This is a genomic window from Phreatobacter sp. GW821-FHT04C01 (assembly GCF_059420385.1).
The window spans coordinates 855,797-871,139 of sequence record NZ_JBWKTP010000003.1 but is presented as its reverse complement, the minus strand read 5'-3'; the positions used below and the strand labels follow the sequence as shown (position 1 = coordinate 871,139).

The 15,343-nt window shown below is 66.2% G+C and carries 14 protein-coding genes and 1 tRNA gene; 3 read left to right on the top strand and 12 right to left on the bottom strand.

The window, feature by feature from the left end; genetic code table 11:
- Positions 1-285: 285 nt before the first annotated feature.
- The gene (locus AC07WJ_RS15835; RefSeq protein ID WP_494935537.1) at positions 286-1,545 is read right to left on the bottom strand and encodes a rhamnan synthesis F family protein; all 1,260 of its coding nucleotides are present in this window, start codon (positions 1,543-1,545) and stop codon (positions 286-288) included.
- A 110-nt stretch (positions 1,546-1,655) separates the two neighbouring features.
- Between AC07WJ_RS15835 and AC07WJ_RS15830 the strand changes: the two genes are divergently transcribed.
- The gene (locus AC07WJ_RS15830; protein ID WP_494935536.1) at positions 1,656-3,284 is read left to right on the top strand and encodes a methyltransferase domain-containing protein; all 1,629 of its coding nucleotides are present in this window, start codon (positions 1,656-1,658) and stop codon (positions 3,282-3,284) included.
- A 7-nt stretch (positions 3,285-3,291) separates the two neighbouring features.
- Here the strand turns inward: AC07WJ_RS15830 and AC07WJ_RS15825 are convergent, their stop codons facing one another.
- From AC07WJ_RS15825 to AC07WJ_RS15785, 9 genes are all read right to left on the bottom strand, one after another.
- Positions 3,292-4,251, bottom strand: coding sequence for a class I SAM-dependent methyltransferase (locus AC07WJ_RS15825; protein ID WP_494935535.1), 960 nt, complete (start codon positions 4,249-4,251; stop codon positions 3,292-3,294).
- Between the two features lie 413 nt (positions 4,252-4,664).
- A tRNA-Phe gene (locus tag AC07WJ_RS15820) sits at positions 4,665-4,740 on the bottom strand.
- Between the two features lie 409 nt (positions 4,741-5,149).
- Positions 5,150-5,740, bottom strand: a complete 591-nt coding sequence (locus AC07WJ_RS15815) for a L,D-transpeptidase (RefSeq protein WP_494935534.1) — start codon at positions 5,738-5,740, stop codon at positions 5,150-5,152.
- A gap of 62 nt (positions 5,741-5,802) precedes the next feature.
- On the bottom strand, positions 5,803-6,225 hold the full coding sequence (locus AC07WJ_RS15810) for a hypothetical protein (protein ID WP_494935533.1): 423 nt from the start codon (positions 6,223-6,225) through the stop codon (positions 5,803-5,805).
- Positions 6,226-6,529: 304 nt separating this feature from the next.
- Positions 6,530-7,249, bottom strand: a complete 720-nt coding sequence (locus AC07WJ_RS15805; protein WP_494935532.1) for a response regulator — start codon at positions 7,247-7,249, stop codon at positions 6,530-6,532.
- Positions 7,246-9,000 carry an ATP-binding response regulator gene (locus tag AC07WJ_RS15800; protein WP_494935531.1) on the bottom strand — a complete coding sequence of 585 codons (1,755 nt, stop codon included), beginning with the start codon at positions 8,998-9,000 and terminating at the stop codon, positions 7,246-7,248. The genes AC07WJ_RS15805 and AC07WJ_RS15800 overlap by 4 nt, the downstream gene beginning before the upstream one ends.
- Before the next feature lie 23 nt (positions 9,001-9,023).
- Positions 9,024-11,060: a sensor histidine kinase gene (locus AC07WJ_RS15795; RefSeq protein WP_494935530.1), complete on the bottom strand. Its 2,037-nt coding sequence runs from the start codon at positions 11,058-11,060 to the stop codon at positions 9,024-9,026.
- The gene (locus tag AC07WJ_RS15790) at positions 11,057-12,076 is read right to left on the bottom strand and encodes a TRAP transporter substrate-binding protein (protein WP_494935529.1); all 1,020 of its coding nucleotides are present in this window, start codon (positions 12,074-12,076) and stop codon (positions 11,057-11,059) included. Before AC07WJ_RS15790 ends, AC07WJ_RS15795 begins: the two co-directional genes overlap by 4 nt.
- On the bottom strand, positions 12,073-12,420 hold the full coding sequence (locus AC07WJ_RS15785) for a hypothetical protein (protein WP_494935528.1): 348 nt from the start codon (positions 12,418-12,420) through the stop codon (positions 12,073-12,075). The genes AC07WJ_RS15790 and AC07WJ_RS15785 overlap by 4 nt, the downstream gene beginning before the upstream one ends.
- A 24-nt stretch (positions 12,421-12,444) precedes the next feature.
- Here AC07WJ_RS15785 and AC07WJ_RS15780 point away from each other — a divergent pair, with 24 nt between their 5' ends.
- Positions 12,445-12,753 carry a hypothetical protein gene (locus AC07WJ_RS15780; protein WP_494935527.1) on the top strand — a complete coding sequence of 103 codons (309 nt, stop codon included), beginning with the start codon at positions 12,445-12,447 and terminating at the stop codon, positions 12,751-12,753.
- 13 nt (positions 12,754-12,766) lie between these two features.
- Here AC07WJ_RS15780 and AC07WJ_RS15775 read toward each other — a convergent pair whose 3' ends face one another.
- Positions 12,767-13,039 carry a DUF2798 domain-containing protein gene (locus AC07WJ_RS15775; protein WP_494935526.1) on the bottom strand — a complete coding sequence of 91 codons (273 nt, stop codon included), beginning with the start codon at positions 13,037-13,039 and terminating at the stop codon, positions 12,767-12,769.
- 93 nt (positions 13,040-13,132) lie between these two features.
- A complete protein-coding gene (locus tag AC07WJ_RS15770) occupies positions 13,133-14,005 on the bottom strand; it encodes an NmrA family NAD(P)-binding protein (protein WP_494935525.1) in 873 nt (290 codons plus the stop codon).
- Between AC07WJ_RS15770 and AC07WJ_RS15765 the strand changes: the two genes are divergently transcribed.
- Complete coding sequence (locus AC07WJ_RS15765; RefSeq protein WP_494935524.1) at positions 14,004-15,029, top strand: LysR family transcriptional regulator; 1,026 nt, start codon at positions 14,004-14,006, stop codon at positions 15,027-15,029. The genes AC07WJ_RS15770 and AC07WJ_RS15765 overlap by 2 nt on opposite strands.
- The last annotated feature ends 314 nt before the right edge of the window (positions 15,030-15,343 follow it).

Genomic DNA, 15,343 nt, shown 5'->3' with positions numbered 1-15,343 from the left:
GCTGGCCGCATACGCGCCGGAACCGTTTCGGTGGAATGCTGCGCCATGACCGCCGTGGATGTTGCGATGCCCGCAACGTCATAGCCATTCGGCGTTAAGGACCTGCTTCCGGGGGGGACGCGCATGGGGGCTGCCCAACACGCGGATGTCTCCGCCCCGGCCACACGGCGCAGGGATGGCCGGCCATCGAACAGGGACTTGCTTGCAGGACAGCCTGCGCTTTCGCGCCGCCCTGCCGCAGCCGGATCGCTGGCGCGGCCGTCGCGGCCCTTACGCCCGGTCCCGTCAGATCAGTCCGTACTGAAGCAGAAAACGCCGAACGCCCCTGACAGCGAGCGGGCGCCCGCGGCTCACGATTTCGCGCATGATGGTGGCCCGCGTCTCTTCCGGGAGCCGGTCCAGGATCATGACGCAATCGTGCTCAAGATAGATAGAGCGCGCCAACAGGTCCTTCTTGATGATCGGGCTGTCGAGAAGCCGGTGGTATAGGCCGAACCCGAAATGGATCTGGCTGCCCTGGGTAACCTCCATCATCAGGCTATCGATCAAGGCGTGACGCGCGAGCGTCTCGGTGACCTCACCCGCCGTTTCCCTAGCCTTTGTTGCATTGCGCAAGGAGGAATGATGAGCTGCGTATCGGCCGATCGTCGGCGTCGTGGGCAGGACGACAGCGTTTTTCGCCTCCCGATCAGCAATCGCACCGGTCAAGCTTCGCGCTGCCAGCGAGCGTGCCATAAGGTCTTTCAGCGGCTGCATGCGGTAGACCGGACGCATGAAGCGCACGAGCGAAGTCAGCTCGACCAGCGTCATTGCGAAGAGGCGATCAGCGAGCCGCTCGGCGGAATAGACCACGTCGATGCCATAACCGCTGCGCTTCAGCAGCCGGGACAATGCGATTTCGCCGCGATGGATCGCATGCGGCCTGAGATCATAGGGGCGATATTTTCGCCAGAACAATTGAAACTGCGGATCAACGAATACATTTCCCGAGACGGAAAATACATACGATCCGACATGATGATCGTGCTGATGATTCTCGAAGACCCCGACAACATCGTACTTGCTGCCGCTCAACCGGCCGACCAGCCCGTCGAGCGGCTTTCCCTTCAAGTATAGAACGCTATCATTGAAATACAGAAGCCGCCCAGGTCGCAGGCCCTGATCGTGAAGATACAGCGTCGCGGCGCGATAGGCCCCCATATCGCGGCCGACATTGTCCCGGACCAGGATACGGTGGGCATATTGTGTCAGCAGCGCGTGTGATGCATCGCTCATTCGCCCATTGCAGACGACAATCGCGTTGACGCCCGAATCCCGCAGCGACGTCAGCAGATCCAGGAAATCCTCGCCGAGATTGAATTTTGAATATTTTACAACGATCGCGTAAACCGGCCCGATCGGCGCGGCGGCCGTCTCGTCGGACAAGAATTTTGGACGCCTCTCGCGCAGTACAGACGGAAATTGCTTAGCCTTCAATCCAGCACAAACTGAATGAAACGCAAGCTCTCCGGCAAAATGACCAAGTCGCCTTACAATATTACGCATGAGAAATTTTCTGCTGTTGTTTCAACAATTCTTAGCAATTAGCGTATCCATCAAGAACGCCGCCCCGAGGGGCGAAGCGCTCCTTTAACACGACAAATCAGGCAGGCACCATGGATTTTCGGCAGTTCATTCGCGAGACGATTGCAAAATCCGAGCGAGGAATCGAACTCGGCGCCTCCTATGCGCCGATCCTGCCAAAAGCCGAGGGCTATCGCGTCCTGGTGATCGACCATGCAGACCAGGAACAGCTGCGAACCAAGTATCGTCCCCATGGGGTCGATGTCAGTCGCATCGAGCCGGTCGACGCCATCGACGACGGTTCGGAATTCGGCGAGCTATCGGACGATGGCGAGGGCTTCGACTATATCCTGGCGAGCCATGTCTTCGAGCACCTGCCCGATCCGATCCATTTCCTCCAGCGTTGCGAGCGGGCGCTCAAGGAGACCGGGAAGCTCATCCTGCTGGTCCCGGACCGGCGCTTCTGTTTCGACTATTTGCGGCCGGTCAGCACAGCCGGTCATATGCTGCGCGCGTTTCTCGCGGGCCAGCAGCGCCACGATGCCGGCGCGCTCTATGACCACTATGCGTTGAACGCCAAGCGCAACGGCGTGCAGGTATGGGCGGAGGCCGAGGGCGGGACCTTCGCGTTCGCGGGAACCCCCGCAGAGGGCTATGCGCTGGCGGTGCAGGACCCGGGCGACTATGTCGATTGTCATGCCTGGGTTTTCACGCCGTCGAGCTTCCGTCTCATCCTGAGCGATCTGCGATCACTTGGACTGGTCACCATGGGCGAGTCGTTCTTCCATGGGAGCATCGGCTGTGAATTCATGGTGGTCCTGTCGCGCTCGGCCCGCGCCGAAACGCCGGACCGGGCGACGTTGGCGCGCCAGGCGATCCTGGAGGCGGCCGAGGGCGGCGTGAACAGCCCCGCCGCGCCGGCCGCTGCGCCGGCCCAGCAACAGGCGATGATCGATGCGAAATACGTGGTGAACGCGCCCTGTGCCCAAAACGCCGTTGATATTTTCACCGGCTCGTGGGTCGGGGCCTTCCCTCCCGCCTGTGAAGTGCATGCGGGAGAGACCAAACTCTACGACGACGCGCGCATCGCATGGCTGGTGTCGTCGATCGGTGGACTGCAGGGCCTCGACGTCCTCGAGCTCGGGCCGCTCGAAGCGAGCCACACGGCGATGCTGCTGGCCGCGGGCGCGAAATCGGTGCTCGCGATCGAAGCCAACCAGCTCGCATTTCTGCGCTGCCTCGTGGTGAAGGAGCTTCGCCAGCTTCGCGACGCATCGTTTCAGCTGGGCGACTTTACCCGCTTCCTGGAGGACGACCCGAGACATTGGCCGCTCATCGTGGCAAGCGGCGTCCTCTATCACGCCAAGGAGCCGTTGCAGCTGCTCGAGAAGCTGGCTGAGAAAACCGACAGGCTGTTCCTCTGGACCCACGTCGCCAACGAGGCCGCGATGCCGCCGGGCGACCCTCGCCGGGCTCCTATTTCCGCAACCGAAGAGCTGAACTGGCGCGGTGAGCGTATCAAGCTCCACGTTCGCCCCTATGGCGATGCGAGCGATCCGAAATTCTGTGGCGGCCCCAACGGCGAGCCGCGCTGGATGGATCGCGCCGATTTGCTCAAGGCTCTCGGCATCCTGGGCTTTGACGATATCAGCATCAGTTTCGAGGACCCGCAGCACGCGGCGGGGCCGTCGCTGGCGATATTGGCGCGGCGACGGCCGTGACGCGCCGTCAGAACGGATAGACGTCGTCTGCGATGTCGGCGCTATTCACGGGCCAATCGAGGGTTGTTTCGGCAACCTTGCGAAAGATGACACTCGCCATCAGCGCCGTGGTGTGCACCTCTTCGAAATTGCTGCCCGGGGTGAGGCTGCGTGCCACCACATAGGCCGTTGCGCCGTGGACGGCTTCCACGATCTCGAAGCCCGTCGCGCGGTTGAACAAGGCTTTCCAGGCATGCTTTGAGAAGCGGAAATAGTCGCAGGGCTCTTCGTGCAGGGGCCATGTCTGGGGGGCCAGGATCAGGCCGATGGCGCCGATCCGCAGCAAGCGGTTCATTTCGATCACCGCCTTCCAGGGCATCAGAAGATGCTCGAAAACGACGAAGGACATGACCGCGTCATATGTGTTCCACGGCAGGAACTGGCTGGCGTGATGGGCGTCCCCGACGACATCCACGTTCGGCCCGTCCATGATGTCGAAGCCGGTATAGCGCCATCCCGGCGGCAGCCTGGATGTATAGGTCATGCCGGTCCTGGCGCGCGAGCCGACTTCGAGAAGATGTCCCGCCGGCCGCTGCGCGAGCTGCGCGAAGAAGCGTTCCATGATCCCTCCCGAGGGATCGCTGGGATCCGAATTGGCCAGGGGCAAGGTCGCGGTTCGGCCGTCGGCCAGCGCCACCGTCAAGGTCGCGGTCAGAACGGCATGGGATTGCTCGCCGACCTGGACGATTTGATCAAATCGGCACGACGCGGCCGCGCGGCCATGCAGGCGGGTCAGGTCTGGGCTCGGCAGCCCGAAGACCTGGATGGGGACCACCCGGCCGTCCCCGAGGTTCAGATTCAGGCCTGTGACGCGGCTGCTTCGGCTGAACACGAAACCGATGATGTGCAGGGCGCCATGGAAGAATGAATAGCGCTCGATCGACCAGACCAGGTCGGGCTGCGACGACGGCGCGGCAACAAGCTGCATAGGGGCCCTGCAAATTCTGCGATTCCTGGACTGGCGTTCGGCGTCGTCGACCCGTGGCACGACGGGCGCGGCGGCCAATCCTTGCATGCAATGTGGGGCTCATAGCATGAGGCCGGATGGCGGTCAGCCGATCAAGATCCCGGCACTGTGCCGGGGCCGGCCATGAGTTGCCGAGGCCGATGCGGGACGGGGCGCGGGGAAGCTACGGCCGGCGCGCGGCACGATGCGCTGATTGACCGGAAAGAGAGGCCTCGTGGGCCGGCGACCTATGTCAAAGCACAGGCTGAAATGCCCGCGCCATGGACGCCGCATCGCGCTTGAACAAATACAGGAACAACAAAAGCCGCCGCCCCTGCGAAAGGCGCGGCATCGAAGCCGCAAAGAACAACGATTTCAGGAATTCAGAAAACGAATGGTGCCCGGGGGCGGAATCGAACCACCGACACTGCGATTTTCAGTCGCATGCTCTACCAACTGAGCTACCCGGGCAACCCACGCAACGCGACCGTTCGATGACAGTCGCACCGCGAGCGAGCGGGGTTATAGGGGCTCGTTTCGGTCCTGTCCACCCTCCCCGCGCGGAGAATCGCATCGAAAGATCAGGGTGTTGATGACGCACCTTCGCGAAGGCCGGAACCGGGGCGAAAAGCGGTCCGATCCCGCCTTGCGGACCTTTGCCAGGGCCGGAAAGCGGTTGCCTGCATGGACCGGCCTTCGCCCGGGCGAGGAGGGCTGCGCGCGAAACGGCGCGGATCGACGCGGGGCACAGGCATGTGGCATCGGTGCCTGGCCACGGCAAGACACCGAATCTCCCGATGCGATCCCCAAAAAAATGCCCCGGTGCTGAAAAGCCACCGGGGCAGTCGGAGGTCATGCGGGGCATGCACGAGGGGAGAAATCAGCGCAGGACGACCACGCGGGTGCCGACCTGGACACGGTTGTAGAGGTCGACGACGTCGTCGTTGAGCATGCGAATGCAGCCTGACGATACCGCCTGGCCGATCGTGTTCGGCTCGTTGGAGCCGTGGATGCGGTAGAGCGAGGAGCCCAGATACATGGCCCGTGCGCCGAGCGGGTTCTGCGGGCCGCCGGCCATGAAGCGCGGCAGGTCCGGGCGGCGCTGCAGCATTTGCACCGGCGGACGCCAGTCCGGCCATTCCTGCTTGCGGGTGATGGTCTGGCTGCCGCCCCATTCGAAACCCGGCCGGCCGACGCCGATGCCGTAGCTGATCGCCTGGCGGCCCGGCAGAACGTAATAGAGCCGACGCGCCTCGGTATCGACCACCACCGTGCCCGGCGCATAGGGCGCCGTGAAGGTGACGACCTCGCGCGGGATGGCCTGGGCCTGGGAGCGCGCCTGCTGCATCATCGGCGCGGCCATCATCGGCTGGCGGGTGTCGGGATCGACCATGAAATTGGACATGGCCTGGGCGCCGGTGCCGGCGAAGCCGGCAAGGGCAAGGGTTGCTGCAAAGGCGAGGCGGCGCATCGGAGATCTCCTGGGTGCGCGGTGTGGCGTCAAGACTGTTCGGGGATGCGATGCGATCGGTATCAGCGGGTGGCGGCGGGGGTATCGACCGTCACCGTGCGGATCTGGCGCAGCTCCTGGCCATTGGCCGCGGTCTGGCAGGTCCGGGGAATGTGGGGCCAGGTATATTGGGCGCAGGCGCCGCGGGCGGCGGCCGAGCGCTCGCCCTGGATCAGGGCCGGCCGGCCCTGGGGGGCAGCCGGGCGCGATACGCCGTCGACCTGGTTCCTGAAGCCGTCGAAGGCACGGTGGGCCTGATCGAGTTCAGCCGCGGAAAAGACATGGGTCAGGCCGGGCGTCGGAGAGACGGCCGCGCGGCTGGCCGGCGGGATCACCAGGGCGGCAGCGACGGCAATGCTTGCGCAGGCGCCGAGAACCAGGGTCTTGGAGATCCGGGTCTTGGAGATCCGGGTCTCGGAAATCCGGGTCTTGGAAATCCGGGTCATGGCTGTCTCCCCACATCGCCCGCTTCGGGCCGGCCTCCACGATGGGTCGCAGTGGCGCTCGAGAAGGTTCATTCCTTCGTGGCCAGCCGCGTCATCGCGTTGCATGTGGTTCTAGGCGGCCGTGTTTTCGCCGCAGTGTCTTTGATTCGCCCCGCGCATTTCAGACCGAAACAGATTGTTTCAAGGCTTGCCTGACGGTGTCGCAGCCCGCCAGGCGCCGTTTCAGGAGCCGCCGATTTGTTTCAGAACGCGCGCCCGGCGCCCGGGCACGATGCCGCGACCGCCCGAAAACCCCGAACTGGCCTCAGCGCTTCTCACCGTCCGGCAGGAACATGTAGCCGGCGCCGCGCACCGTCTTGATGAAGGCCGGCGCTTCCGGGTCCGGCTCGATCTTCTTGCGGATGCGGGTGATGCGCACGTCGATCGCCCGGTCGAAAGCCTCCGGATCGCGCGCGCCGGCGAGATCCAGCAGGCGGTCGCGCGACAGCACGCGCCGCGGGTTCTCGGCGAAGGCCTTCAGCAGATTGAACTCGGAGGCGGTCAGCGTGTGTTCGGCGCCGTCGTCGTCGCGCAGCATATGGCCGGCGAGATCGAGCCATTTGGTGCCGAAGCGGATCCGCTCCCTGATCTCCGGCCGGCTGCCGGCCGCCGGCGCGCCGGCCCGGCGCAGCACCGAACGGATGCGGGCGAGCAGTTCGCGCAATTCGCAGGGCTTGGCGAGATAATCATCGGCGCCGAGCTCGAGCCCGACGATGCGGTCGACGGCGCTGGCGGTCGCGGTGAGCATGATCACCGGCACCGGCGTGTTGCGCTTGAGATCACGGATGATCGACAGGCCGTCCTCTTCCGGCATGTTCAGATCGAGCACGATCAGGTCCGGCCGGCCGCTCGCGATGGCGCGCCGGAGCGCCGCCGCGCCGTCGCACAGCGTCACCTGGAAGCCGTGCATCTTCAGATAGTCGCCGACCATGTCGCGGGCGGCCGCCTCGTCGTCGACCACCATGATATGCTGGGAATTGCTCATGCCGGGGCTCCACCCGAGGCTGACGGCAAGGTCAGGCTGAAGGTCGCCCCTTCCCCCGGCCCATGGCTCGCCGCGGTAATGCGCCCGCCATGCAGCTCGACGATGCGGCGGGCGATGAACAGGCCGAGGCCAGTCGAACTTTCGCCGGCGGTCGGTTTGGCCGACAGCCTCTGGAACCGCCCGAACAGGCGGTCGTGGTCCTCTGGCGACAGGCCCGGCCCGCTGTCGGTCACCGCCACGCAGTGGCCGGCCTCGCCGGTGGACAGGGCCACCGCGATGCGGCCGCCCGGCGGCGAATATTTGATGGCATTGGAGACGAGATTGTCGATCGCCTCGCGGATCCGGTCGGGATCGGCACGGCCGGCCAGCGTCCGCGGGCCGTCATAGACCAGGCTCTGCTGCTTGCGCTCGGCCAGCGGCCGGTTGGCATTGATGACGGCCGAGATCACCGTGACCGTGTCGATATCGGCCAGCCTCAGCACGATATCCTCGGCATCGAGCATGGCGTCGTTGATCAGCGCATCGACCATGGTGGTCATGCGGGCGACGGACGAGCGCACCTGTTCGATCTGCGCCTTGGCCCGCTCGATATTGGGGGGGCTGAGCTCGAGCAGCTCGCGCATCATCTCGGATCGGCCGAGAATGACGCCGAGCGGGTTCTTCAGGTCGTGCGCCACCGTACCCAGCACCTCGGCCTTGTGGTCGTTGGTGCGCTTCAGCCGGTTGCCCTGGGCGGTCAGCCGCTCATTGGCGAGGGTCAACTGGCGGGTGCGTTCGGTCACCCGCTGTTCCAGCGTCTCGTTGGCCGCCTGCAACTGCTCGTAGAGAATGACATTGTCGAAGGCGGTCGACAGCCGGCCGCAGAACACCGCGACCAGGGTGCGGTCGGTTTCCGACAGAGGCCGGTCCGACTGCAGGGCGACCACCACCTCGCGGCCGCTGGCCGTCTTGATGTAGAGCACCGTCTGCTCGCCCTGGAAGGTGTGGCAGCGTTGCTCGAAGGCCGAGCCGACCAGATCGGCCATCGCCCTGTCGAGGCCGCTCTCGCCGGCATCGACGACGCCGGCATAGACGCCGGAGCCGGCAAGAATGGCATAACCGTCGCGCTGGTCCTCGCGCAGCACCAGGATGCCCTCGCAATGGGCCTGGATCAGGCCGGCGATCTGGGTCAGCACGCCCTCGGCGAGCTTGCGCATGGATTTGAGGTCGAACAGCTCGGAGGCGGCGTCGACGATCAGCTCCAGCCCGCGCCGGGTTTCGACCAGCCGCATCAGTTGCTGGTAGCTGCGGATCGCCGCGGTCAGCGCGGTGAACAGCTTGTCTGCGGTCAGCTCGGTCTTCGCCTTGTAGTCGTTGATGTCGTAGTCGACGATCACCTGCCGCTCGGGCGCCTGGCCCGGCTGGCCGGTGCGCAGGATGATCCTGACCGTGTCGTTCTTCAGGACATTGCGGATCTGCTGGACCAGTTCGAGGCCGGCGCCGTCGCTTTCCATCACCACGTCGAGCAGCACCACCGCCATGTCGGGATGGGCCGCCAGCAGCGCCCGGCCCTCGGCCGCCGAATAGGCGGAGAGCAGCTCCAGGCCGGCCCCGGCCAGCTCGTAGTCGTAGAGCGCATAACGCGTGCCGGAATGAACCGCCGGGTCGTCGTCGATGATCGCCACCTTCCAGCGGTGTCCGTCGCGCGCCGGCGCCGGCGGCCCGTCTTCCACCACCTGGATCAGATCGTCGTCACGGTGTTCATCGTTCATCGGGGTACTCGGATCGGATGGCGTCAGGCCGGACGTTCGGCGGGATCCTGCGGCGCGGTCAGCGGCAGGACGATACGGAAGGTGGTGCCGCTGTCGGGCACCGAGGACAGTGTGATGCGGCCGCCGAGGCGGCGCGTCACGATGTTGAAGACGATGTTCAGGCCGAGGCCGGTGCCACCCTCGCCGCGGCGCGTGGTGAAGAACGGATCGAAGGCCTGGCGCTGCACCGCCTCGGTCATGCCGGCGCCGTCGTCCTGGAAGGTCAGGATCACGGTTTCCCCCTCCAGCCTGGCCTCGATGCGGAACGTGCCCTTGCGGCCCTCGGGAAAGGCGTGGGTCAGGGCATTGATGAAGAGATTGGTGACGACCTGGCCATAGGGGCCGGGATAACTGTCGAGCACGATACCCGCGGGCACCGAAACGTTCAGCTCGACCGCCGCGCGTTTCAGGGTCGGCTTGAGGCTCGCGACGATCTGGTCGGTCGCCTCGGCGAGGTCGAAGGAACGTCGCTCGGCATGGCTGCGGTCGACCGCCACCTGCTTGAAGGCCTGCACCATCTCGCCGGCGCGCTGCAGGTTCATCGACAGCTGCGCCGCGGCCTCGCGGCTGCCCTCGACGAATTCGGTCAGCTTGGAGCGGCGCAGCTCGCCGCGCTCGACGTCGCGGCCGAACTCGTCGATCCGGCGGGCCAGCGTGGAGGCGACCGTCAGGCTGATGCCGATCGGATTGTTCACCTCATGGGCGACGCCGGCGACCAGGCCGCCGAGGGCGGCCAGCTTCTCCGCCTCGATCAGGCTGTCCTGGGTCTCGCGCAAATGGGCGAGCGCGGTCTCGGCGCGGTTCTTGGCGGCGACCAGGTCCTGCTCGGCACGCTGCTTCTCGATGGCGTTCTGGCGGAACACCTCGACGGCGCGCGCCATCCGGCCGATGTCGTCGCCGGCCATCAGTCCGGCCGGCGGGCGGGCGAGGTCGCCGCGCACGATATTGGTCATGCTGCCGGCGAGATCGTCGAGCGGCACCCGGATCGAGCGGGCGATCAAGGTCCAGATCGCCGCGACGAACAGGAGGAACAGGCCGGCGACGCCCACCGCCTGGACGAAGACCGAGCGCAAGGTGCGGTCGAGACGCTCCTGCGCGGCGTCCTCATGGGAGCGCACACGCTCGGCGACCTCCTGGATGACGGTCGCCATCACCGCCTGATTGCCGTCGATCTCGACCTGCAGCAGGCGGTTCTGCATGCCGAGCACGGTGACCAGCCGGCCAAAGCCGGCACGCAGCGCATCGGTCCGCTCGCGCAGAGCCTGGAGCGCCGCCTTCTGAAACTCGGTTTCGGCCAGGTCGATCATTACCGGAGCGGTGGTCTGGATCACCTCGATGCTCGAGGAGGCCTCGCGCTGCGCCGTCACCGACTGGGTCAGGTAATAGTCGTTGATCGCCACCAGGAAGATCGAAAAGGCCTCGCGCGACTTGCCGAGCGAGGGCGCGATCAGCGACGAGCGATTGCTCATGGCGGTCTCGACCACGGCATAAAGCTGGGACAACTCGCTCGCCGGCTTGCGGATCTCGTTCTCGTAGATCGACGAAATGGTCTCGCGCACGCTGCGCAATTCGTCGAAGCCGAGCATGAAACGCTCGGTGACGCTGGTGACCGAACGTGCCGGGTTCTGCAGCGCCAGGTCGATCTCCTTCTCCAGCGCCAGCTTGGCCAGCAGCGCCTTGCGGCGCGCCTCGATGTCGTTCAGCACGACATCGTTGGGCAGGGCGAAATAGCGGTGGATCAGGGTCTGCAGGCGGCCGGCCTCGTTCTCGATCGAGGCGAGCAGGCGATCGATGCGCCGGGCGTCCTGCAATTCGTTCCAGGCCGAACGGATGGCGCCGGCGCCGGAACCGATCAAGAGGAGCAGCAGGCCGATGAAGGCGAGGTTGAGAATGACGACGGTGGCGATGCGCCAGCGCACCGGGATGTGCCGGAGTGTCTGCGAGGCCGCATCCAGGCGCCCCTTCAGGGATCTGATGGCGGGACGGACGACCACCCGCCTTGCCGTTGTCGCATCCATCATTGCGCCTGGCGGATCCGCTCGACCAGCGCCGCAAGCCCCGGTTCGCCGGCGAAGCGCCCGACCAGGCCTGAGACCGCCTGCTCGAAGCCGCTGCGGTCGGCCAGGGTGACGACGTTGACGCCGGCGATCTCGGCCTCGCGACGCGAGGTCTGTTCCAGTTTAAGCCATTGCTCACGCATGGAGCGGGCCGATTCACGCGCCGCCTCGCGGAAGATGTCCTTGTCCTCGGCCGACAGGGTCTCCCAGACGCGCTTGGAAACGACCAGCACTTCCGGGCTCATGGTGTGCTCGGTCAGCGTCAGGTAGCGCGCCGCCCGGTAGTGATCGGTCGTGACATAGGACGGCCAATTGTTCTCGGCGCCCTGGATCAGCCCGGTCGACAGCCCGACATTGACCTGGCCATAGGGCAGCGCCACCGGCTCGGCGCCGAGCGCCCGCATCATCTCGACCATCATGTCGGACTGCTGCACCCGGATGCGCAGGCCCTTGAGGTCCTCGACCTTCAGGATTGGCCGGACCGAATTGTAGATGGAGCGGGCGCCGGAATCGTAAAAGGCGAGGCCGACCAGGCCATGCGCCTCGAAACGGGCGAGAATGTCGTCGCCGATCGGTCCGTCGAGCACCCGGTGCAGATGCTCGACCGAGCGGAACAGAAACGGCAGCGCCAGCACATTGGCCTCGGGGATGAAGCTCGCGAGCGGCGCGACATTGGTGCGGTTGATGTCGATCGCGCCGATGCGGGTCTGCTCGATCGTTTCCTTTTCCTCGCCGAGCTGGCGCGAATGGAAGATCCTGAGACTGTGCCGGCCCTGGGTGCGCTCGCGAATGAGCTGGCCCATGCGTTCGAGCGCCTGGACGGTCGGATAGTCGGCGGCCTGGGTGTCGGCGACGCGAAACTCGCGTGCCAGGACCGGCGAGACGAGATCAGGCAGGGCCAGGACCGCCGCGAGGGCGAGCCCGAACGCGAGAATGGCCAGGGCCGCGGGGTGGCGGCTGCATTCGCGCCTTTCAATCATGTGATCCTCTCCACCTCGGTGGTGGCGACCCGGATTGCCGCAAACCGTGACGAGCATGCCACAGAATGTCGGTCCTTCGCTACCGCGCGCGCCGGCCGGACCCCGGTGCGCGGCGGGCCCGGCGCGAGGCCGCCGCGGGCGCGCGGCGCCTGTCTGCCGACCCTGCGTTTCACCGCCATGTCGCGGCAGTCGAGCGGAAGCTTCCTGTGTTTCTCAAATCGCGCCGGACGAAACAAAGACCCTGGGCGGAAACCTGCGACGACATCCTGCGGAAATGCGCGGCGGGCATTTTCGCCGGCAATCGACAGGGGCGCCGAGAGGCCCTCTGCAATCGGCAGTATCATCGCCTGCTCCAGGAGAATGCCCGCATGGTATCCCGTCTGGCCCTCGCGCTCGCTTTCGGCGTGGTCGTCCATTTTTCAGGCATCGCACGTTCCGCCGAGACGATCGGCATTCCCGATTGCGACCAGTTCATCACCCGCTACGAGGCCTGCGTCACCACCAAGGTGCCGGCCGACCACCGCGTGACGTTCACCCAGCAGGTGGCGCAGCTGCGGGCCAGCTGGAAATCGCTTGCCGAAAATCCGCAGACGCGAGCGCAGCTCGAGCAGATCTGCCGCACCCAGGGCGTCCAGATGCAGCGCGGACTGGAACCGTTCGGCTGCACCTTCCAGTAGCGGCTCTCCACGTTCAGCCGCGGCCAATGGCCGGCGGCTGAACCAGCGCCGCGACGATGCGGCGCACGACCGGCAGGACAAGGATCAATGTCGGGAAGGCGACCAGCCAGGAGACGGGCCAGGCTTTGAGCCAGATCCCGAGCACATCGCCGGCGAAGCCGAAGCTCCACAGTGTCGAGATGCCCGACACCACGGCCGACATCAGCACGGACAGGATCAAGGGCATGATCACGGCGGCGTAGCGGGCGGGAAGCTTGCGGCCGGCGAGGAGCGGGAGGGACGGCATCGGAAACTCCGGGAGCATGGGCGGCGGCCCGATCGATCGGCCGGCCTCGGTGGAGAGATGATCGGCCGGGTCGGCGCCCCGGCGATGCGGCGGTCAGGCGGTTGCGGCGAGCTCTTCGATGTAGCGGCGCAGCGAGCGCGGCTCGCGCCCGAGAATGGCGCGCAGCGTCAGGCTGTTGCCGCCGGAGCCATGGGCCGCGTAATGGGCGTGGACCCGCGCCAGAAGCTGCTTCCGGCCGGCGTCGTAAGGCAGGTTGGCGCGTGCCGCCCAGGTCGCGAAATCAGGCTCGCCGGCGACGATGGAACGGCCGAGCACGTCGCTCATGATCGCGACGATATCCTCGCGGTTGGGCATGCCGTCGGCGCAGAGATCGAAGGACCCGAAGGCGAGGCGCTCCTCGGTCAGGGCGATCGCCGCGACCTCGGCGACGTCGCGATAATCGACCCTGGCGATCCGCGCCGTCCGCGGAAATGGCTCGGCGAAGACGCCTTCGGCCAGGACCGCCGGCCAGGCCGCGCCGATATTCTGCATGAAATTGGTCGGATGCAGGATGGTATAGCGCAGCCCGGACGCGAACAGCGCCTCCTCCACCGGGATCTTGCTGGCGTGATTGGCGAGCCGGGTGAAGGTCGGCTGGATCACCGATGAGAACACGAAGCGGCCAACGCCCGCACGGACCGACGCCACCACCATGTTCAGCCCGATCCGGCTCTCATCGGGCACGAAGGCCGGCCCGATATGGAAGACGCCGTCGGCGCCGGCGACCGCGCGATCCAGGCTCGGCTCGTCACGCAGATCGGCAATGGCGATCTCGGCGGCGCCGCGGCTGCGTGCCAGGGCAGCCTGCGTTTCATCGCGCACCAGGCCGCGGACGGTCGCGCCGCGGCGAACGAGTTCCGGCACCACGAGGCCGGCGAAACGGCCGGCCGCGCCCACCACCAGAATGGTCGGATGATCTGTCGCCATGGTCTGTCTCCGCGATCGCGGCAGCCGGGCCATCCCGACTGCCATGTTTCGACGACCCAGATGGCATCTTCCGGAAATCGGCGGTAGATTGCGCAGTCGAGAGAGATCCTATCGTTTTTCGGAAATATCCTTGGACAAGATCGACGACCTCGAGGCGTTCCTGACGATTGTCGAAACCGGCAGCCTGACGGCTGCGGCGCGGCGGCTCGACCGATCGCTGCAATCGGTCAGCCGCTCCCTGGCGACGCTGGAACGGAGCGTCGGCGTGGAACTCGTTCGGCGAACCACGCGGCAATCACACCCGACCGAAGCCGGGCTCGCCTTTCATCGGCGGGTGAAGCCGGCCTTCGACGAGATCGTCGGCGCAAGGCTCGAAGCCGCAAGCCGGCGCGCCGAGCCGTCGGGGCAGCTGACCATCGGTGCGCCGGTGCTGTTCGGCCCGGCGCAGCTCGTGCCCGTCATCGCCGCCTTCATGGCGCAGCATCCGACCATCGAGATTTCGCTGAAGCTCTCCGACCGCTTCGCCGACCTGCAGGACGAGAGCCTCGACCTGGCGGTGCGGATCGGCGAACTGCCCGAGGCCGACCTGATGGCGAAACGCCTCGGCTCGCTGCGCCGCGTGGCGTTCGGGGCGCCGTCCTATTTCGCCCGCTTCGGCCGGCCGGAGCACCCGGACGAACTCGCCGGGCATTGCTGCATCGTCCGCAACGCCCGCGGCGATGCCGACAAATGGCCGTTCCAGGTCGACGGCAAGCCGCGGACCATCAAGGTCACCGGTCGGTTCCGGGCGGACAGCACGGCCGCGACCTACAAGGCGGTGGCGCTGGGCCTCGGCATCGGCTTCACGCCGCTCTGGCAAATCCGCGACCTGGTCGACCGCGGCGAGGTCGAGCTCATCCTGACCGATTTCGAGCCGCCGAGAGCACCGATCCACGCGGTCTGGCCGGCGAGCAAGCTGCCGCTGGCCAAGACCCGCCTGTTCATCGACTTCCTGGCCGGGGAACTGAAGGCCGAACGGCTCTAGCATCGCTGCACTGTGACCATGGCTCTTTGACCGGGCAGGCCCGGCGACATTTTTGCCGGGCTGAAGTCGTGGATATCAGGGACAAGCCCGGCCAAGACGAGAATTGTCCTTGGAGCGACGCGTCCTGGATCGACCGGGCGCAGGACTCGCGCCGTGGCCCTGCACCCGGTGAGGTCAACACACCGTCCGGCCCGGGCTCGTCCCGGGCATCCACGAGGTGTTTGCGCCAAAATCAGCCGTCATGATCACCGTGCATCGGCTCCAGCAGGCGGCCGCCGCACGCGCACAGGACCGCCCGCGGCAACCCGTCGTTG